Here is a 19,107-nt window from a genome sequence, read left to right on the forward strand (position 1 = left end):
CGACTGTGGACCGGGTCGGTGGAGCCAGTGTGGCTCCCGGCAGTCACCTGAGACTCATCAGCGATCTCGTTTGTGCAACCCACCTCGATGCCCCGGCCTCCAGTTCTATGACAGACGGCTGCCGATCACCCGGGAGGGCATGTGGCGAAGAAGGACGGGACAACGGACGCGGCGAGGGACAAGGACCGCGAGAAGTGGATGGCGCGTTTCCAGGTACGGCTGGCCATGCAGCCGGGCGTGGACCGGGCAGTGGTGCTCCAGGCGGTCAAGGACGTCACGACGCACTGCGCGGATACGGGAGAGCACCCGCGGACTGCTTTCGGCGCCCCGGACGCCTATGCCGTGCAGGCCGCCGCGCGGCTGGTGCCGGCGGACCGGGCGGCTCGCGCGAGGCGGCACGACGCCGCGGTGGACGCGCTCGGCTCCGTGTTGAAAAGGGCCAGGGACGTCACGGGTTTGTGACCGGTTGAAGCGACTGCCCGCAGCCCCTGAGGCTGCCGGAAGACCTCCACCGGACGCTCGACGACATCGGTCTCACGGCCGCACCGCCCGTGCCGGTAGCGGGCCAGCCACCGCAGACTCGCCATGAACACCGGATCCGGGACCCCGACGTGCGCAAACTCCGAACCCACCGCCGAACAGGCCCGCTCGGACGCGGCGAACGCCTCCGCGGTCCGCTCGTCGACATCGTCCTCGGCACGGACATCCACCACCCGGGCGCGCCCGTCGGCCAGCCGTACGAAGTAGTCAGGTGCGTGCCGCCGCTTCTCTTCGCCCTCGCGCCAGTGCAGCCGGAACGGCTGTGAGGCGATCCCCACCACGTCCGGGGCGAAGTCCAGCAGGATCAGACGGCCCCGCTCCAGCCACGACTCGTAACCCACATGCCCGCCGGTGGTCACCGCGTAGTACCAGCCCGGGAAACTGCGATCGCCCTTGCTCCAACGGAACCCGCGTACCGGCGGCACGTCCTCGAACCGGACGTTCCATCCGGCACCCAACGCGGCGCGTCGGCGCTGACCGTCGGCGAAGAAGTCCAGCTCGAAGGCGCTGAGCACGGGATCGCCGTACGCGCGTACCGGTTCCCCCGCCGTCTCCCCGGACAGCCAGACCTAAACGATCACTCAACCTTCGGTGAGAAAACTCAGCGGTCACCAATCTTCGGTGACAAACGCTCAACCTCCACTGCGAGAGGTCAGTCACCCCGCCCGCACATGACCGTGCGGCAGTGATGTACTAGAGTTATCTCGACATCGAGATATATGCCGAAGGCGCACCGCAGTCCGCCACTCGGTAAGGGTTGCCTAACTAAGCCTTACCTTAGCGGATGGTCGAGGGGCCGTAGGCGGCACCACGCGGCGCCCGCCGTAATCAGGCGCGGCGCGGAGTACGCGCACATTGATGAAGGAGACTGTCGTGTCGGCGAACAGCTTCGACGCCCGCAGCACGCTGCGCGTGGGCGACGAGTCGTACGAGATCTTCAGGCTGGACAAGGTCGAGGGCTCCGCGCGCCTCCCTTACAGCCTGAAGGTGCTGCTGGAGAACCTGCTCCGCACCGAGGACGGCGCGAACATCACCGCCGACCACATCCGGGCGCTCGGCGGCTGGGACTCCCAGGCGCAGCCCAGCCAGGAGATCCAGTTCACCCCGGCCCGTGTGATCATGCAGGACTTCACCGGTGTGCCGTGCGTCGTGGACCTCGCCACCATGCGTGAGGCCGTCAAGGAGCTGGGCGGCGACCCGGCCAAGATCAACCCGCTCGCCCCGGCCGAGCTGGTCATCGACCACTCCGTCATCGCCGACAAGTTCGGCACCAACGACGCGTTCGCGCAGAACGTCGAGCTGGAGTACGGCCGCAACAAGGAGCGCTACCAGTTCCTGCGCTGGGGCCAGACCGCCTTCGACGAGTTCAAGGTCGTCCCCCCGGGCACCGGCATCGTCCACCAGGTCAACATCGAGAAGCTGGCCCGTACGGTCATGGTCCGCGGCGGCCAGGCGTACCCCGACACCCTCGTCGGCACCGACTCGCACACCACCATGGTCAACGGTCTCGGTGTGCTGGGCTGGGGCGTCGGCGGCATCGAGGCCGAGGCCGCGATGCTCGGCCAGCCGGTCTCCATGCTCATCCCGCGCGTCGTCGGCTTCAAGCTGACCGGCGAGCTCCCGGCCGGCACCACCGCCACCGACCTCGTGCTGACCATCACCGAGATGCTCCGCAAGCACGGTGTCGTCGGCAAGTTCGTCGAGTTCTACGGTGAGGGCGTCGCCGCCACCTCCCTCGCGAACCGCGCCACCATCGGCAACATGTCGCCGGAGTTCGGCTCCACCGCCGCGATCTTCCCGATCGACGACGAGACGCTGAAGTACCTGCGCCTGACCGGCCGTGACGAGCAGCAGGTCGCGCTCGTCGAGGCGTACGCCAAGGAGCAGGGCCTCTGGCTCGACCCGGCCGCCGAGCCGGACTTCTCCGAGAAGCTGGAGCTGGACCTGTCGACGGTCGTCCCGTCGATCGCCGGCCCGAAGCGCCCGCAGGACCGCATCGTCCTCGCGAACGCCAAGGAGCAGTTCGCCCAGGACGTGCGCAACTACGTCTCCGAGGACGAGGAGTCGGGCAAGGAGTCCTTCCCGGCCTCCGACTCGCCGGCCTCCACCAACGGTGTCCCGTCGCGGCCGACCACGGTCACGGCCCCCGACGGCACGACGTACGAGATCGACCACGGCGCCGTCACCGTCGCCGCGATCACCTCCTGCACCAACACCTCGAACCCGTACGTCATGGTCGCCGCGGCGCTCGTGGCGAAGAAGGCGGTCGAGAAGGGCCTGACCCGCAAGCCGTGGGTCAAGACCACCCTCGCCCCGGGCTCGAAGGTCGTCACCGACTACTTCGACAAGGCGGGTCTGACCCCGTACCTCGACAAGGTCGGCTTCAACCTCGTCGGCTACGGCTGCACCACCTGCATCGGGAACTCCGGCCCGCTGCCGGAGGAGGTCTCCAAGGCGGTCAACGAGCACGACCTGGCCGTGACCTCGGTGCTCTCCGGCAACCGTAACTTCGAGGGCCGGATCAACCCCGACGTCAAGATGAACTACCTGGCGTCCCCGCCGCTGGTCGTCGCGTACGCCATCGCCGGTTCGATGAAGGTGGACATCACCAAGGACGCCCTGGGCATCGACCAGGACGGCAAGCCGGTCTACCTCGCGGACATCTGGCCGTCGGAGGCCGAGGTGAACGACGTCGTCGCCAACACCATCGGCGAGGACATGTTCAACAAGTCCTACCAGGACGTCTTCGCGGGCGACGCCCAGTGGCAGGCGCTGGCCATCCCGACCGGCAACACCTTCGAGTGGGACCCGCAGTCCACCTACGTGCGCAAGCCCCCGTACTTCGAGGGCATGACCATGGAGACGACCCCGGTCGAGAACATCTCCGGCGCCCGGGTGCTCGCCAAGCTCGGCGACTCGGTCACCACCGACCACATCTCCCCGGCCGGTGCGATCAAGGCCGACACTCCGGCCGGCAAGTACCTCACGGAGCACGGCGTCGAGCGCCGCGACTTCAACTCCTACGGCTCGCGCCGTGGTAACCACGAGGTCATGATTCGCGGCACCTTCGCGAACATCCGCCTGCGCAACCAGATCGCCCCGGGCACCGAGGGTGGCTTCACCCGCGACTTCACCCAGGCGGACGCTCCGGTGTCGTTCATCTACGACGCCTCGCAGAACTACCAGGCCGCAGGCATCCCGCTCGTCATCCTGGCGGGCAAGGAGTACGGCTCCGGCTCGTCCCGCGACTGGGCCGCCAAGGGCACCGCGCTCCTCGGTGTCAAGGCCGTCATCGCCGAGTCCTACGAGCGCATCCACCGCTCGAACCTCATCGGCATGGGCGTCCTCCCGCTCCAGTTCCCGGAGGGCGCGAGCGCCGAGGCCCTCGGCCTGACCGGCGAGGAGACCTTCTCCTTCACCGGCGTGACCGAACTGAACAACGGCACCACGCCGCGCACGGTCAAGGTCTCCACCGACACCGGTGTGGAGTTCGACGCGGTCGTCCGCATCGACACCCCCGGTGAGGCGGACTACTACCGCAACGGCGGCATCATGCAGTACGTGCTCCGCAGCCTGATCCGCAAGTAGACGATCCGGCAGGGCGGTGGGCCGCGCCTCTTCGCAGGACGAAGGGGTGCGGCCCTTTCCCGTACCGGCTCACCGCTGCGCGGCCACCTCGGAGCTTCTTGGGCGAGGTGTAGCCGACGACGTACGGCGCCACCGCCGACTGCTTGGTGTTCTTGTAGTTGAGCTTCTCGCCGGAGTTGCCCTCGACGGAGAAGTACGCCTTGTACTTGGTGCTGTACGCGGTGAGGACCCCGACGTGGTCGATGACTCCGTCCCTGTCCCAGTCGTAGCTGACGACATCGCCCTTCTTCGGTACGCAGGCGCCCTTGGCGCCCTTCGTTTCGGCCACGTCGGCGCGAGAGTGCCAGGCGTGGTTGGTCAGCCCGTAGCTGTGGAAGGAACCGGCGGACGCGTTGAGCCCCGTGACCTTTGCGCCGCCCCAGTACCAGGTGTACTTCGCGAAGTCGGAGCACCAGGCGCGGGACTTCCACTTCACGGGGGTCCAGGTCTTGACCCAGGTCTTTTCCGGCAGTTCGCCCAGGCACCCGGGGCCGACATCAGCCTGCCCGCCGCCAGCCTCACCGGTCTGCCCCTCGCCCGCCTCCGTACACGGCTGCACCGCCTCCAGGCCCACCACCTCGTTCAGGAACGCGTCCCCGGCCGTTTCACCTGCCACGACCTGCTGCGTGCGTACGCCCTTGAGATGGCGGAAACCGTCGCCCCCGCCAGCGAAGCGGATGCGGCACTGACCCGCGTTCTCGACCACAGGCCTTGACACTGGTCCACCTGGGCCAGACCTACCGTGCGACGGAAGCCGTCGAATCGGCCAGGCGCGCCTTGCGCGAGGCACTCGACATCTACCTCGACCTCCATGTTCTCAATCCGGAAGTGGAGCGGGCCCGTGTACTCCGGCGCGAACTCGACGATCCACCGGTTCCGGATGGCCCGGACAGCCCATTCGCCGGTGGGTCCTGAGAGGTGTCCCGTAACACCTGGTGGGCGCGACGACAGCTACGGCACCTCGCCGCGTTGTCGGAACGTTCGCATACATCCGGTATGCGGACGTCCCTCCGCCTTGCGACGCACCGCATCCGACGCCGCGCACTGATCCACCACGGATTACGGGACACCCCTTGGCCTCGCTGCTCGGTTGCGATGATGCGGTGTCGTTGATCGGGACATGGGCCTGCCGTACCCGGGAAACGAGGCATCGGCCGCCCCGTCCCGGGCGCGTGGAATGCGATCGTGGACCAGGGGGTTTGCCGGTTACGCAGTACGAACAGCACAGAGAGCGGATGACACCCATGGGCGAGTTGATCCTGATCAGGCACGGCGAGACAGAGTGGTCGCGGTCCGGGCAGCACACGAGCCACACCGATCTGCCCCTCACCCCCCTCGGTGAACGCCAGGCCCGCGCGCTGGCTCCGCTGCTCGCCGATCGACGGATCGCGCTCACCCTGGTCAGCCCCGCCGCACGCGCCCGGCGCACCGCGGAGCTCGCCGGGCTCGCCGCACCCCGTGTCACCCCCGAACTGCGCGAATGGGACTACGGCGGCTACGAAGGGGTGACCACCGACGAGATCCGCCGCACCCGCCCCGACTGGAATCTGTGGACCGACGGGGTCGCCCCCGGCCCCGAGGCGCACCCCGGCGAGACACCTGCCGAGGTCGGTGCCCGAGCCGACCGGGTGCTGGCCGAAGTCGCCAGGACGGCGGAACGCGGCACGGACGGGGACATCGCGCTCGTCGCCCACTCCCACTTCCTGCGTGTACTCACCGCCCGTTACCTCGGCCTGACCCCGGCCGAGGGCACGCTCTTCCAGCTCGCCACGGGAGCGGTCTCGCGGCTCGGCACCGAGCACGGCAATCCGGTGATCACGGCGTGGAATGTGACATTGCCCGAGAGTCTGTTCCCCCAGGTCGTTCCGGGCACCCCGGAGCGGGACTGACCGAACGGGGGCTCGGCCGCTCCACACCCCGCCGGCCGCTCCACACCCCGCCGACCGCCCGGCATGCGGACGGCCGGCGCCTCGGAGCGAGGCACCGGCCGCCCGCGCACCCTGGAGCGGGTGGAGAATCAGGAGAGCAACTCCACCTCCGCCAGGCTCCCTTCACCCGCGAACACCAGGCGGTAGTGCGCGTACGAGCCCGGAGTGCGCACCGAGAACACCCTCGTCTGCCTGTCCCAGGCGAACGACTGGCCCGACCGCTCGTCGAGGTCCTTCCACGTCGTGCCGTCCGACGAGCCCTGCAGGACCCAGCCCGTCGGGGCCTTGGCCGCCGCGCTCGATGTCAGCGTGTACTGGGCCGCGTTCGTGGCCGAGGGCACCGGCAGGTCCACCGAGGCGACCGTGGCAGAGGTGGCCGAGGTGTTGTCGAACAGGGCGCCCGCACCCTTCAGCACGTCCGCCTTCGGCTTCGCCACGCTGTCGTCCGTGGTGATCGAGACCGGTGCGGCGTCCTTGCCCGTGCCCCACGACGAAGGCTTCGCACCCATGTCGAAGTCCAGGACGCCGCCCTTGGCCAGCAGGTCGTGCGGCAGTGAAGTCGATTTCCACTTCTTGCCGTTGACCCTCAGGCCCTGCACGTAGATGTTCTTCGCGCTGTTCTTCGGCGCCCTGACGACCAGATCGCGGCCGTTCTCCAGATGGACCGTGGCTTTCGTGAACAGCGGCGAGCCGACCGCGTACTCGCCGCCGCCCATCACGAGCGGATAGAAGCCGAGCGAGGAGAAGAGGTACCAGGCCGACTGCTCGCCGTTGTCCTCGTCACCGTGGTAACCCTGCCCGATCTCGCTGCCCGTGTAGAGCCGGCCCAGTACCTCACGGACCTTCTCCTGGGCCTTCCAGGGCTGCGAGGCCGCGTCGTACATGTAGGCGACATGGTGTGCGACCTGGTTGCTGTGGCCGTACTGCCCCATCCGTACGTCACGCGCCTCCGTCATCTCGTGGATGACACCGCCGTACGAGCCGACGAACTCGGGGCCCGCCGTCTCCGGAGTGGCGAAGTAGGTGTCGAGCTTCTTCGCCAGGCCGGCGCGCCCGCCGTAGAGATTCGCCAGGCCCCGGCTGTCCTGCGGGGCAGTGAAGGCGTAGCCCCAGCCGTTCGTCTCCGTGTAGTCGTAGCCCCAGACCCGAGGGTCGTACTGGTCCGCGGGGAGCCGCCAGTCGCCCTTGGCGTCCCTGCCCTGGAAGAAGCCCACCTTGCTGTCGAAGAGACCGACGTAGTTGCGGGCGCGGTTCAGGAAGTACTCGGACTCCTCCTTGTACCGCTCCTTCTTCGTCTTCTTGTAGAGCGCCCGGCCCATCTGCGCGATGCCGTAGTCGTTGAGGTAGCCCTCCAGCGACCAGGACAGGCCCTCGTGCGTGGAGGTGTCGGCGTAACCGACGAACGGGGACGTCTGCATGCCCTTGCGGCCGACGCCCGAGGACGGCGGGACCACGGTGGCGTTCTTCAGCGCCGCCTCGTACGCCGCCTCGGCGTCGAACTTCACGCCCTTGACGTAGGCGTCCGCGAAGGCGACGTCCGAGGAGGTGCCGGTCATCAGGTCGGAGTAGCCGGGGGACGACCAGCGGGAGATCCAGCCGCCGTCCTTGTACTGCTGGACGAAGCCGTCCACCATCTCGCCGGCCCTGTCCGGCGTGAGGAGGGAGTACGCGGGCCACGTCGTGCGGTAGGTGTCCCAGAAACCGTTGTTGACGTACACCTTGCCGTCGACGATCTTCGCGCCCGTGTGGGTCGGGGTGTCGGAGCCGACCTGCGGGGAGAAGGGGCTGGCGTACTTGTCCTTGCCGTCGACCGTCTCGAAGCCCGAGTTCGGGTACAGGTAGAGCCGGTACAGGCTGGAGTAGAGCGTGGTCAGCTGGTCGGTCGTGGCACCCTCGACCTCCACCTTGCCCAGGATGTCGTCCCAGGCCCGCTGCGCCCGGTCCTCGACCCGTCCGAAGGATCGGGAGGCGGGGATCTCGGCGGCGAGGTTCCGCTTCGCCTGGTCGACGCTGATCAGCGAGGTCGCCAGACGCAGCTCGACCGTGCGGTCCCTGCCGGCGTCGAAGCGGAGGTAGCCCGTGACGTCGTCGCCCCCGCCGCCGGACAGCTTGCCGCTCGCGGTGACCGGCGCGTCGAAGACGCCGTAGACGAAGAGGCGGGTGGCGCCGGTCGAGCCGCCGCTCTTCACATCGGAGTAACCGGTGAAGGAACTGGTCCTCGGGTCCAGGGTGAGCCCGCCGTCGTTGGAGACGTTGTCGAAGACTACGCTCGCGTCGGCACCGGGGTAGGTGAACCGCATCCGGGCCGCGTGGTCGGACGGTGTCATCTCCGCCTTGAGGCCGTTGTCGAATGTCACACCGTAGTAGTGCGGCTTCGCCGTCTCGTTCTCGTGGTGGAACGGCAGGGCCCGCGCCTTGCGGGAGGCGTCCGGGGTACCGGGGACCACCGACGGCATCAGCTGGAAGGTCTGCCGGTCGCCCATCCAGGGGCTCGGCTCATGGCTGGCGCTGAAGGCCTGGAGGGTGGGCAGGTTGTCGTCGTTGTTGCCGCGCGCGTAGTCGTACAGCCAACTGGTCGATCCGGCGTTGGTGACCGGGGTCCAGAAGTTGAAGCCGTTCGGGAGCGCGGTGGCGGGGAAGTTGTTGCCGCGCGAGAAAGAACCGCTGGAGTTGGTGCCGCGGACCGTCGACGCGTAGTCGGAGAGGTGCGCGCGGCGCTTCTCGGGCGCCTTCGGGGCGATCTTGATGTCGTCGATCCAGCCCTGGAACTTCGACGGACCCTTGGGGGAGTCGTACGCCACCAGAATCCGGTCCACGGTCCTGCCCGCGGCGACCGTTCCGATCGCCGAGTCGACCTTGTTCCACTGGTTGACGTAGAGCCGCTTGGCATCGGCCTGACCCTGCGGGGTCAGCAGGCCGCCGTTGCTGTCCGTGGCCCGCAGATCGCTCAGGTACGTGCCGTCCGTGAACGCCAGGTCCACCGAGACGTGCGTGGCCGGGTAGGAGAGGTCCGTCTCGCCCATCTGGGGATAGATCAGATAGGAGAGTGAGGTGTCACGGGTGACAGCCGTGTTCACATCGAAGATCTTGTTGTACGAGTAGGCCCGGCCGTCCGCCTTGTGCGTGCCGGCGTACCGCAGGGCCTTCCTGCCGGTGAAGCCCGCACCCGACTTGGCGGTGGGGGAGCCGGACGGGCCGCGGTCGACCTGGCTGCGCATCGATTCCGGCGCCGGGGCCGAGGTGCCGCCGTCGGAGAACTGGATGTCGGCGAGCTGGGTGGCGTCAAAGGCGCCGTTGTTCTTCGTGATCTGCAGCCGGAAGTGCTGGTAGGCCGCGTCGGATGTGAAATCGTACGACTTCGTCCGGAACCGCTCGGTGAAGCTCTGGCCGGTCCGGGAGTCGAGATCCTTCCAGTCCTTGCCGTCCGTGGAGCCCTGCAGGGTCCAGTCCTTCGGGTCGCGTTCGTCGTGATCGTTGGCCGAGGTCAGCGCGTAGGTCACGACCTTGACCGGTTCGACGAGATCGAACTCGACCCAGCCGGTGGGCGCGAAGGTCAGCCACTTGGTGCCGGACTCCCCGTCGACCAGGTTCTCCTTCACCTCCCCGCCGCCGGTGTTCTCGCCACTGGCACGGACGTCTGTCACCTTGTCGGTGACATTGCCCGGTATTCCAGTGGAGAATCCGCCGTCGACACCCGATGACCGCTTCTTTCCGCCAGAGCCTTCTTCGACGGTGTTGCGCCAGTCCGGTTGCTTTTCATCCGCTTCGAATGACGAGCCGAATGTCCGTTCACCCGAGGTGCTTTGGCGCTTTTCGCCTGTCCCGGCCGATTGCGCGGCGGCCGCGGTGGGGGCTGTCACGACCAGAACCAGTGAAGCCGCGACCAGTGCGGCCGTACGGCTTTGTCTCCTGCGAGAACCATGTCGGGGCTGCATGCGGAGCCATTCCTCCCGAGGAAGTGCGCTTGGACAACGTTGTCAGGGAGATGCGCAAGGTCCAGTAGGGAGCCAAGTGGCGTGATGTGTCAAGGGTGTTGAGCGCGAACCGCCAGTCGAATCGACCGTAATGCGGAAATCGTTACACCCGGACGGAGGCGCACGGGGTCCAGGTATCCGCGAGGTCTCAACTCGGGAAAGACTGCTGCTCAACCTTGCATTCGATCTTGCTCAGTCGGGCGCAAGTGGACTATACCTGTCGGCGTCTGCACAGCTGTTTCCGGCGCTGCGGACAAGGGGGACACGGGGGAACGGTCACGGGGCACGACAAGTGCATCCGCTGCCCGATCTCCCGAAGCCCCCCACTGCACATGGCTAGCCTGAAATCAGCACTACCCAAGCGCAACTGACCGCGGTGGCGGGGCCCTTCGCCTGAGGCGAATATCGACGGGCGACCGGTACACACCGCCTGAGTCCTGGAGAAGGCGAGGACTTGAGCATGGGATCCACCTCCGCCCACAAGAATGAGGGCCTCGGCCGTCGCGATGTGATCAAGCGATCTGCCGCGCTCGGCCTGCTCACCGTACCTACGATGGGTTTCCTGTCGTCGTGTGCGAGCAGCGACAGCGGCAGTGACAAGAAGGTCGAGAAGGGCAAGGTCAGCAAGACGAACCCGCTCGGCGTCAATGAGACGGCCCCCCTTGAGGTGGTCATCTTCGACGGCGGCTTCGGCCAGCAGTACGCGATCGACGCGGAGAAGAAGTACAACGCGGCGTTCCCGAAGGCCCCGAAGGTCAAGCACGTCGCGACCCAGAAGATCCAGTCGCAGCTGCAGCCGCGTTTCAACGGCGGCACCCCGCCGGACCTGATCGACAACTCCGGTGCCGAGCAGATGGACATGGGTGTCCTGGTCGGCAAGAAGCAGCTGGCGGACCTGACGCCGCTGATGGACGCCCCGTCCATCGACGACCCGACCAAGAAGGTCCGCGACACGCTGCGCCCGGGTGTCCTGGAGATGGGTCAGTTCGACGGCGACCCGGTCTGGATCATGTACTACGCGTACACCGTGTACGGCGTCTGGTACTCGCAGACCGCGCTCGACAACCTCGACGCGCAGTACCCCGAGAACTGGGACGACATGCTCGCCCTCTGCGCGAAGGCGAAGAAGAAGGGCATCGCCGGCTGGACGTACGCCGGTAAGTACCCGTACTACCTGCCGTTCTCGCTCTACCCGTTCATCGCCAAGATCGGTGGCCGGGAGGTTCTCGACAAGATCGACAACCTGGAGCCGAACGCCTGGAAGGACCCCGCGGTCAAGGCGGCGTTCGAGGCGTACTACGAGCTGTACCAGAAGGGGTACATCCTCAAGGGCACCCCCGGCCTGACCCACATCCAGTCGCAGACCGAGTGGACCAAGGGCAAGGCGCTCTTCATCCCGAACGGTTCGTGGGTGGAGAACGAGGCGGCGCCGACCACGCCCAAGGACTTCAAGATGATGGTCGCGCCGCCGTCCAGCCTGGACTCGTCCGACAAGATGCCGTTCGGCACCATCTGGGCCTCCGGCGGTGAGCCCTTCGTCGTCCCGGCCAACGCGAAGAACCCCGAGGGCGGCATGGAGCAGCTGCGCATCATGCTCTCCGAGGAGTCCTCCAAGAACTTCACCAAGCAGGTCAAGTCGCTCAGCGCCTTCAACGGCGGCACCGACGGTCTGACCCTGTCGACCGCCATGCAGTCCGGCGTCGACTCGCTGAAGAAGGCCGGCGACAACGTGGTGAACCCGCGTCTGCAGGACTGGTACGTGAAGCTCCAGAAGGAGCAGATCGGTGTCGCCGGTATCGGCGAGATGATGGCCGGCCGCGCGACCCCTGCGGAAGCCATCAAGAAGATCCAGGCCTTCGCCGACGCGGCGGCCAAGGACCAGTCCATCAAGCACTACAAGCACCAGTGAGCAACCGTCACCAGCGGCGGCACCCGCGGAAAGATCGGGGTCGGTAAACGATGCAGCACGGCAAGTACCGTTTCATCGTGGGATTCTTGGTGGTCCCACTGGCGTTGTACGCGGTCTTCGTCATCTGGCCGTTCATCCAGTCCATCTACTACTCGTTCACGGACTGGACCGGCCTGAGCCCGGACTTCAAGATGGTCGGGTTCGACAACTACACGAGGATGCTGAAGGACGACATCTTCTGGAAGTCCTTGCAGCACAGCGTGTTGCTCGTGCTGCTGCTGCCGCTGGTGACGCTGGGCCTGGCGCTGTTCTTCGCCTTCATGCTCAATGTCGGAGGCCGGCGGCGCAAGAACGCCGCGGTCTCCGGTGTGCGCGGGTCGAGTTTCTACAAGATCGCCTATTTCTTCCCGCAGGTGCTGTCGATCGTCATCGTCGCCCTGCTGTTCCAGTTCGGGTTCAACCCCACCAGCGGGGTGCTGAATTCGACACTGAAGGCGATCGGTCTGGGCTCCATCCAACCGGACTGGCTGGGCGATCCGAACCTCGCGCTCATCTGCGTCATGTCGGTGCTGGTCTGGTCGACGGTCGGGTTCTTCGTCGTCCTCTTCTCCGCCGGCATGGCGTCCATCCCGAAGGACTTCTACGAGGCGGCGCTCCTCGACGGTGCCAACCGCTTCACCACGTTCTTCCGGATCACCCTCCCGCTGCTCTGGGACACGGTGCAGTCGGGCTGGGTCTACATGGGCATCCTGGCCCTCGGCGTGGAGGCGTTCACCGCCGTACAGGTCATGACCGTGGGCCCCGGCGGCCCCGACTACTCGACCACGGTTCTGCCGCTGTACGTGTACCAGACCGCCTTCCGCGACGGACAGGCCGGATACGCGACGACGATCGGTGTCGGACTGCTCATCGTCACCATGGCCTTCGCCGCCATTGTGATGCGACTGGGCCGGCGCGAGCGGCTGGAGTTCTGATGCCGCGACTGACGGGAGACGGCGCCCGGACCCCCAGCAGGCACCACAAGCACCACAGGTCGGCCTCTGTGTCCGGCTCGACAGTACGAGGTGAGTACACGTGAAGACCACTGACACCCCTCCTGCGGCCCCGGCGGCGGAACCGGCCCCTGTGGCCGAAGTGCCCGCTCCCGCGGTCAAGGAGAAGAGCAGCGAGGGCCAGGTCCTCAACGTCTTCTCGCACGGTGTCCTGATCATCTGGGCGATCCTGGTCGTCATGCCGCTGCTCTGGGCGGTCATGTCGTCGTTCAAGTCCGACGACTCGATCCTGTCGACGCCGTTGGCGCTCCCCGACAAGCTGCACTTCGACAACTGGTCGCGCGCCTGGAGCCAGGCGCACATGAGCGACTACTTCTTCAACACCGTCGTGGTGGTGGGTTGTTCGCTCGTCGGGACTCTGCTGCTCGGCTCGATGGCGGCGTACGTACTGGCGCGGTTCGACTTCCCTGGGAACCGCTTCATCTACTACCTGTTCATCGGCGGGATGAGCTTCCCGATCATCCTGGCGCTGGTCCCGCTGTTCTTCGTCATGAACAACATGGCCCTGCTGAACACGCGACACGGACTGATCATGGTCTACATCGCGTACTCGCTGCCGTTCACCGTCTTCTTCCTCACCTCTTTCTTCCGGACGCTGCCGACCTCGGTGGCGGAGGCGGCGATGCTCGACGGGGCCTCGCACACCCGGACGTTCTTCCAGGTGATGCTGCCGATGGCGAAACCCGGCCTGATCAGCGTTGGCATCTTCAACTTCCTCGGGCAGTGGAACCAGTACATGCTGCCGACCGTGCTGAACACCGACCCGGACCACCGAGTGCTCTCCCAGGGGCTGGTCGAACTCGCCAACAGCCAGGGGTACAAGGGCGACTGGTCCGGTCTCTTCGCCGGTCTGGTGATGGCGATGCTGCCGGTCCTCGCCGCCTACATCGTCTTCCAGCGGCAGGTCGTCGCAGGGCTCACCGCGGGTGCGGTGAAGTAGCACCCGTCACCTCCGCAGGGATCCGAACCGCCCGCCGGCCACGCGCCGACGGGCGGTTCGCCATGTGCGGAAGACCACCCAGGTGAGGGCACGGTGCTCATCCGAGGCTTCGCATGCTCAAGGTCTTGACGGGGAGTACCCCAAAACGGTCAGCTTAGAGTTCACATGTTAGAGAAAACGGTAGGAGTGAGAGCGTCGATGGAGACTCCGGGGTCGCAGACATCTCTGCATCGCGCCAACCTTGAGCGGGTCGTGCGCGCGGTGCGCATGGCCGGTTCGCTCACGCAGGCGGAGATCGCACGGAGCACCGGCCTGTCAGCGGCCACCGTCTCCAACATCGTTCGCGAACTGAAGGACGGCGGCACGGTCGAGGTTACCCCCACCTCGGCCGGCGGCCGCCGGGCCCGCAGCGTCTCGCTCAGCGGCGACGCCGGCATCGTGGTCGGTGTCGACTTCGGTCATACGCATCTGAGGGTGGCGGTCGGCAATCTCGCCCACCAGGTGCTCGCCGAGGAGTCCGAGCCGCTGGATGTCGACGCCTCGTCGGCCGAGGGGTTCGGCCGGGCCGAGCGGCTGGTCAAGCGGCTCATCGAGACGACCGGGATCAGCCCGGAGAAGGTGATCGGGGTCGGCCTCGGTGTACCCGGCCCGATCGACGTCGAGTCCGGCACGCTGGGCTCCACGTCGATCCTGCCGGGCTGGACGGGCATCAACCCCAGCGAGGAGCTCGCGGGCCGGCTCGGGGTGCCGGTGTACGTCGACAACGACGCCAACCTCGGGGCGCTCGGCGAACTGGTGTGGGGGAGCGGCCGGGGGGTCAGGGACCTCGCCTACATCAAGGTCGCCAGCGGGGTCGGGGCCGGTCTGGTGATCGACGGGCACATCTACCGGGGGCCGGGCGGCACGGCCGGTGAGATCGGGCACATCACGCTCGACGAATCGGGCCCGGTGTGCCGCTGCGGCAACCGGGGATGCCTGGAGACCTTCACGGCCGCGCGCTACGTGCTGCCGCTGCTCCAGCCCAGTCACGGACCCGACCTCACCATGGAACGGGTGGTCCAGCTGGCCCGTGAGGGCGATCCGGGCTGCCGTCGGGTGATCGCGGACGTCGGACGGCACATCGGCAGCGGGGTGGCCAATCTCTGCAATCTGCTCAACCCCAGCCGGGTGGTGCTCGGCGGTTCGCTCGCGGAGGCGGGCGAGTTGGTGCTCGCGCCCATCCGTGACTCGGTCTCCCGCTACGCCATTCCGAGCGCCGCCCGGCAGCTCTCGGTGCTGCCCGGAGCGCTCGGCGGCCGGGCCGAGGTGCTGGGTGCGCTGGCGCTGGTGCTGAGCGAGATGGGGGATTCAACCCTTTTGGAAAGCACCCTGTCGACGGCGACCCCTGCCTTCACTTAGATAACGGATGGCACCGTTGTCATCTCGTTAAGGATTTACTCCTTGACGCTGCCGTCGCAGCCGAGTTGACTTCCAGCCACCTCGGCCGCGACGTCGCGGCCTCGTCAGGGAGGCAACCCGCATGAACGCAACGACGCGACGCATCGTCATAGGCACGGCCGCAGTTTCCATGGCCGTCTCCCTCGCCGCCTGTGGCAAGGCCGGTGACGACAAGGACTCCGGCAGCGGCGGCGACGGCAAGACCATCGGCCTGCTCCTGCCGGAGAACAAGACCACGCGTTACGAGACGTTCGACCGCCCCATCATGGAGGCGAAGATCAAGGCGCTGTGCTCCGACTGCGAGGTCAAGTACAACAACGCCGCGCAGGACAGCGAGACCCAGAAGAAGCAGTTCGACGCGCTCGTCACGCAGGGCGTGAAGGTCATCATCCTGGACACCGTCGACTACAAGGCGGCGAAGTCCTGGGTCCAGCAGGCCGCGAAGAAGGGCGTCAAGGTCGTCGCGTACGACCGTCTCGCCGAGGGCCCGATCTCCGCCTATGTGTCGTACGACAACGAGAAGATCGGCCAGCTCCAGGGCGAGGCGCTGGTCAAGGCGATGGGCGCCAAGGCCAAGGACAGCAACGTTGTCATGATCAACGGCTCGCCGACCGACCCGAACGCCCCCTTCTTCAAGCGGGGCGCGCACAGCGTCCTCGACAAGCAGGTCAAGAAGGTCGTCTACGAGCAGGACATCCCGGACTGGTCGGCGGACGAGGCCAACAAGAAGATGGGAGCGGCCATCGACTCCCTGGGCAAGGACGGCTTCCAGGGCGTCTACTCCGCCAACGACGGCATGGCCGGCGGGATCATCACGGCCCTGAAGAAGCAGGGTGTGAAGGTTCCGGTCGGCGGTCAGGACTCCGAGCTCGCCGGTCTGCAGCGCATCCTCACGGGCGAGCAGGCCTTCTCGATCTACAAGCAGATCAAGCCGGAGGCCGAGACCACCGCCGAGATCGCCGTCCGGCTGCTCAAGGGCGAGAAGATCGACGACCTGGCCCCGGTCAAGGTCGACAGCCTCTCGGGCGAGTTCAAGGGCACCCCGTCCAAGCTGTACGACGCCTCGGTCGTGACCAAGGAGAACATCGCCTCCACGATCGTCGCCGACAAGGTCTACAAGGTCGAGGAGATCTGCACCGCCCAGTACAAGGCGGCCTGCGACGCTGCCGGCGTCAAGTAGTCACCCGTCGGCAGACGTCACCCCGGTCCGGTCCGGCGCCCGCCCCGTCACATGCCCCGCAGCAGGGGCGGGCGCCGGACTTCCCACCGGTTCCGGTCACCGCGCGCGGTGCCCCCAGGGGCGCGCCGCGAGGCCCCGGCCGGCACGGAACTCCTTCCCGGGCGCGGTCTCGGCGCGTGGTCGTCCCCCGGCGACGACGTTCCGAGGCGGTCCCCGAAGACGTTCCGTTCTTCCCGGCGGCCCGGTGACCGGCACCGCCCCCTGTGCTCAGCAGCACCATCCCCGCCGGTCAGGCGGCGAAGGAGATGATTCACGTGTCCGCTACGCCCGTGCTGGCGTTGCGCGGAATCTCCAAGCGGTTCGGCGCCGTCCAGGCGCTCACCGATGTGGACCTGGAGATTCGCTCCGGCGAAGTGGTCGCCCTGGTCGGCGACAACGGCGCCGGCAAGTCGACCCTCGTCAAGACCATTTCGGGTGTCCACCCGATCGACGAAGGCGCCATCGAGTGGGAGGGCGAACCGGTCCGCATCAACCGGCCGAACGACGCCCAGGAACTCGGAGTCGCCACCGTCTACCAGGACTTGGCGCTCTGCGACAACCTCGATGTGGTCGCCAACCTCTTCCTCGGCAGCGAACTGCGCAAGGCCTCCGTCCTCGACGAGATCGGGATGGAGAAGCGCGCCAAGGAACTGCTCGACACGCTGTCCATCCGGATACCCAGCGTCCGTATCCCGGTCGCCTCGCTCTCCGGCGGCCAGCGCCAGGTCGTGGCCATCGCCCGCGCCCTGATCGGTGACCCCAGGGTCGTCATCCTCGACGAGCCGACCGCCGCCCTGGGCGTCGAGCAGACCGCCCAGGTCCTCGACCTCGTCGAGCGGCTGCGCGAGCGTGGCCACGGCGTCATCCTCATCAGCCACAACATGGCCGACGTGCGCGCCGTCGCCGACAAGGTGGCGGTGCTGCGGCTGGGCCGCAACAACGGAGTCTTCGACATGGCGACCACGTCCCACGAGGAGATCATCTCCGCGATCACCGGTGCCACGGACAACGCCGTCACGCGCCGCCAGGCCCGCACAGCCACGAAGGAGGACGCGAAGTGAGCGACCTCGCCAAGACCCCCGAAACCGCCGATCACAAGTCCGCGGCGACACCCGCGGCCGAGCCGTCGGCGGCCCCCGTCCCCGCGGTGGACCCGCGCCTGCTCGTCCGCGAGGAGGGCTTCAAGGGCTACTGGTCCGAGTTCACCCGCAAGGTGCGCGGCGGCGAGCTCGGCTCACTGCCGGTCCTGGTCGGCCTGATCGTCATCGCGGTCGTCTTCCAGTTCCAGAACAGCAACTTCCTCTCCGCCAGCTCCATCGCCAACGTCGCCGTCTACAGCTCCGGCCTCGGCATCATGGCGGTCGGCATCGTCTTCGTGCTGCTGCTCGGCGAGATCGACCTGTCCGTCGGCTCGGTCGCCGGTGTCGGTGCGGCCGTCTGGGCCGTGCTCAACGTCAACCACGGCTGGAACGACTGGTCGGCGGTGCTCGTCGCGGTGCTCTCCGGCATGGTGCTCGGCGCGCTGCACGGCTTCTTCTTCGCCAAGATCGGGGTGCCGGCCTTCGTCGTCACCCTGGCCGGTTTCCTCGGCTGGAGCGGTCTGCAGGAGTGGATGATGGGCGGTGAGGGCTCGATCAACACGCCGTCCGGCAGCATCGTCGAGAACCTCACCAACTACTTCTTCGAGGACAAGGCCGTCGCGTACGGTGTCGCCCTGGTCGCCGTCCTCGCCTACGCCGCCTCGCTCCTGATGGACAGTCGGCGCCGCGGGGCCGCGGGCCTGCCGGCTCGTCTCACCACCGAGGTCCTGCTCCGCACGGGCATCGTCGCGATCCTGTGCTTCGCCGTCGCGTACGTCCTGAACGAGCCCTCCGGCGCCCGCGGCCTGCCGCTGGCCCTGGTGCTCTTCCTCGCCGTGCTGGTCGTCGCGGACTTCGTGGCCCGCCGGACCACCTTCGGCCGCCAGGTCTTCGCCGTGGGCGGCAACCCGGAGGCCGCGCGCCGCGCCGGTATCAACGTGGACCGGATCCGGATCACCGTCTTCGCGCTCTCCGGAATGCTGGGCGCCTTCGGCGGACTCTTCATCGCCAGCCTCTCCGGCGGCGCCACCAAGAGCGTCGGCGGCGGAAACACACTGATGCTGGTCATCGCGGCCGCCGTCATCGGCGGTACCAGCCTCTTCGGCGGCCGGGGCAAGGTCTGGTCCGCGCTGCTCGGCATGATCGTGATCCAGTCGATCCAGCAGGGCCTGAACATGATCGGCATGGCCAACGCCATCCAGTACATGATCACCGGCGCGGTGCTGCTGGCCGCCGTGGTCATCGACTCGGTCTCCCGCCGCACCCAGAAGACCGCGGGCCGCGCGTAACCACCACGCCGCACGGTCCTGTGCCCGGCGCCCCGAACCGGGCGCCGGGCACTTCCGGGTGCCGGGCACGGGGTGGGACAGCACATTCCATGCCCGATGCCCGGGAGGACGAG

The 19,107-nt window shown here is 67.4% G+C and carries 13 protein-coding genes and 1 pseudogene; 11 read left to right on the forward strand and 3 right to left on the reverse strand.

From position 1 onward, the window contains the following. Window positions 1–141: 141 nt before the first annotated feature. Complete coding sequence (locus ACIOHC_RS13415) at window positions 142–462, forward strand: hypothetical protein (RefSeq protein ID WP_351074979.1); 321 nt, start codon at window positions 142–144, stop codon at window positions 460–462. A 38-nt stretch (window positions 463–500) separates the two neighbouring features. Here ACIOHC_RS13415 and ACIOHC_RS13420 read toward each other — a convergent pair. Continuing rightward, window positions 501–1,055, reverse strand: a pseudogene (locus ACIOHC_RS13420) (TnsA-like heteromeric transposase endonuclease subunit); the annotation flags it as partial. 358 nt (window positions 1,056–1,413) lie between these two features. Here ACIOHC_RS13420 and acnA point away from each other — a divergent pair. Next, entirely contained in the window at window positions 1,414–4,128 is a 2,715-nt protein-coding gene (gene acnA, locus ACIOHC_RS13425) for an aconitate hydratase AcnA (protein ID WP_351074975.1), read from the forward strand. On the opposite strand, the gene ACIOHC_RS13430 is transcribed toward acnA, so the two are convergent. Next, the gene (locus ACIOHC_RS13430; protein WP_401842755.1) at window positions 4,091–4,885 is read right to left on the reverse strand and encodes a hypothetical protein; all 795 of its coding nucleotides are present in this window, start codon (window positions 4,883–4,885) and stop codon (window positions 4,091–4,093) included. The two genes, acnA and ACIOHC_RS13430, sit on opposite strands and share 38 nt — an antisense overlap. On the opposite strand from ACIOHC_RS13430, the gene ACIOHC_RS13435 reads away from it, so the two are divergent. Then, window positions 4,879–5,082 (forward strand): hypothetical protein, encoded by a 204-nt coding sequence (locus ACIOHC_RS13435; RefSeq protein ID WP_351074971.1) that lies wholly within the window; start codon window positions 4,879–4,881, stop codon window positions 5,080–5,082. The two genes, ACIOHC_RS13430 and ACIOHC_RS13435, sit on opposite strands and share 7 nt — an antisense overlap. A 329-nt stretch (window positions 5,083–5,411) precedes the next feature. Next, a complete protein-coding gene (locus ACIOHC_RS13440) occupies window positions 5,412–6,056 on the forward strand; it encodes a histidine phosphatase family protein (RefSeq protein ID WP_351074969.1) in 645 nt (214 codons plus the stop codon). A 128-nt stretch (window positions 6,057–6,184) separates the two neighbouring features. Here the strand turns inward: ACIOHC_RS13440 and ACIOHC_RS13445 are convergent, their stop codons facing one another. Beyond that, on the reverse strand, window positions 6,185–10,030 hold the full coding sequence (locus ACIOHC_RS13445) for a GH92 family glycosyl hydrolase (protein ID WP_401842757.1): 3,846 nt from the start codon (window positions 10,028–10,030) through the stop codon (window positions 6,185–6,187). Between the two features lie 499 nt (window positions 10,031–10,529). Here ACIOHC_RS13445 and ngcE point away from each other — a divergent pair, with 499 nt between their 5' ends. The 7 genes from ngcE to ACIOHC_RS13480 all read left to right on the forward strand — a co-directional run bounded on the left by ngcE (window position 10,530) and on the right by ACIOHC_RS13480 (window position 18,994). Beyond that, a complete protein-coding gene (gene ngcE / locus ACIOHC_RS13450; RefSeq protein WP_351074965.1) occupies window positions 10,530–11,978 on the forward strand; it encodes an N-acetylglucosamine/diacetylchitobiose ABC transporter substrate-binding protein in 1,449 nt (482 codons plus the stop codon). A 50-nt stretch (window positions 11,979–12,028) separates the two neighbouring features. Further along, on the forward strand, window positions 12,029–12,952 hold the full coding sequence (locus tag ACIOHC_RS13455; RefSeq protein WP_351074964.1) for a sugar ABC transporter permease: 924 nt from the start codon (window positions 12,029–12,031) through the stop codon (window positions 12,950–12,952). A gap of 100 nt (window positions 12,953–13,052) precedes the next feature. Continuing rightward, window positions 13,053–13,970, forward strand: a complete 918-nt coding sequence (locus ACIOHC_RS13460; RefSeq protein ID WP_351074962.1) for a carbohydrate ABC transporter permease — start codon at window positions 13,053–13,055, stop codon at window positions 13,968–13,970. A gap of 198 nt (window positions 13,971–14,168) precedes the next feature. Then, window positions 14,169–15,368 carry an ROK family transcriptional regulator gene (locus ACIOHC_RS13465; protein WP_351074960.1) on the forward strand — a complete coding sequence of 400 codons (1,200 nt, stop codon included), beginning with the start codon at window positions 14,169–14,171 and terminating at the stop codon, window positions 15,366–15,368. 121 nt (window positions 15,369–15,489) lie between these two features. Continuing rightward, a complete protein-coding gene (locus ACIOHC_RS13470; protein WP_351074958.1) occupies window positions 15,490–16,587 on the forward strand; it encodes a substrate-binding domain-containing protein in 1,098 nt (365 codons plus the stop codon). A 305-nt stretch (window positions 16,588–16,892) separates the two neighbouring features. Next, a complete protein-coding gene (locus ACIOHC_RS13475; RefSeq protein ID WP_351074956.1) occupies window positions 16,893–17,687 on the forward strand; it encodes an ATP-binding cassette domain-containing protein in 795 nt (264 codons plus the stop codon). Further along, window positions 17,684–18,994: a sugar ABC transporter permease gene (locus ACIOHC_RS13480; RefSeq protein ID WP_401842760.1), complete on the forward strand. Its 1,311-nt coding sequence runs from the start codon at window positions 17,684–17,686 to the stop codon at window positions 18,992–18,994. The genes ACIOHC_RS13475 and ACIOHC_RS13480 overlap by 4 nt, the downstream gene beginning before the upstream one ends. Window positions 18,995–19,107: the final 113 nt, after the last annotated feature.

The sequence above is a fragment of the Streptomyces sp. NPDC088252 genome (assembly GCF_044740965.1).
In the GTDB taxonomy this organism is placed as follows: domain Bacteria; phylum Actinomycetota; class Actinomycetes; order Streptomycetales; family Streptomycetaceae; genus Streptomyces.

Coding starts and splice junctions, on each gene's coding strand:
- ACIOHC_RS13440 (WP_351074969.1), top strand. CDS start 5,412: ATGGGCGAGTTGATCCTGATCAGGCACGGCGAGACAGAGTGGTCGCGG.
- ACIOHC_RS13445 (WP_401842757.1), bottom strand. CDS start 10,030: ATGCAGCCCCGACATGGTTCTCGCAGGAGACAAAGCCGTACGGCCGCA.
- ACIOHC_RS13455 (WP_351074964.1), top strand. CDS start 12,029: ATGCAGCACGGCAAGTACCGTTTCATCGTGGGATTCTTGGTGGTCCCA.
- ACIOHC_RS13470 (WP_351074958.1), top strand. CDS start 15,490: ATGAACGCAACGACGCGACGCATCGTCATAGGCACGGCCGCAGTTTCC.
- ACIOHC_RS13465 (WP_351074960.1), top strand. CDS start 14,169: ATGGAGACTCCGGGGTCGCAGACATCTCTGCATCGCGCCAACCTTGAG.
- ACIOHC_RS13475 (WP_351074956.1), top strand. CDS start 16,893: ATGATTCACGTGTCCGCTACGCCCGTGCTGGCGTTGCGCGGAATCTCC.
- ngcE (WP_351074965.1), top strand. CDS start 10,530: ATGGGATCCACCTCCGCCCACAAGAATGAGGGCCTCGGCCGTCGCGAT.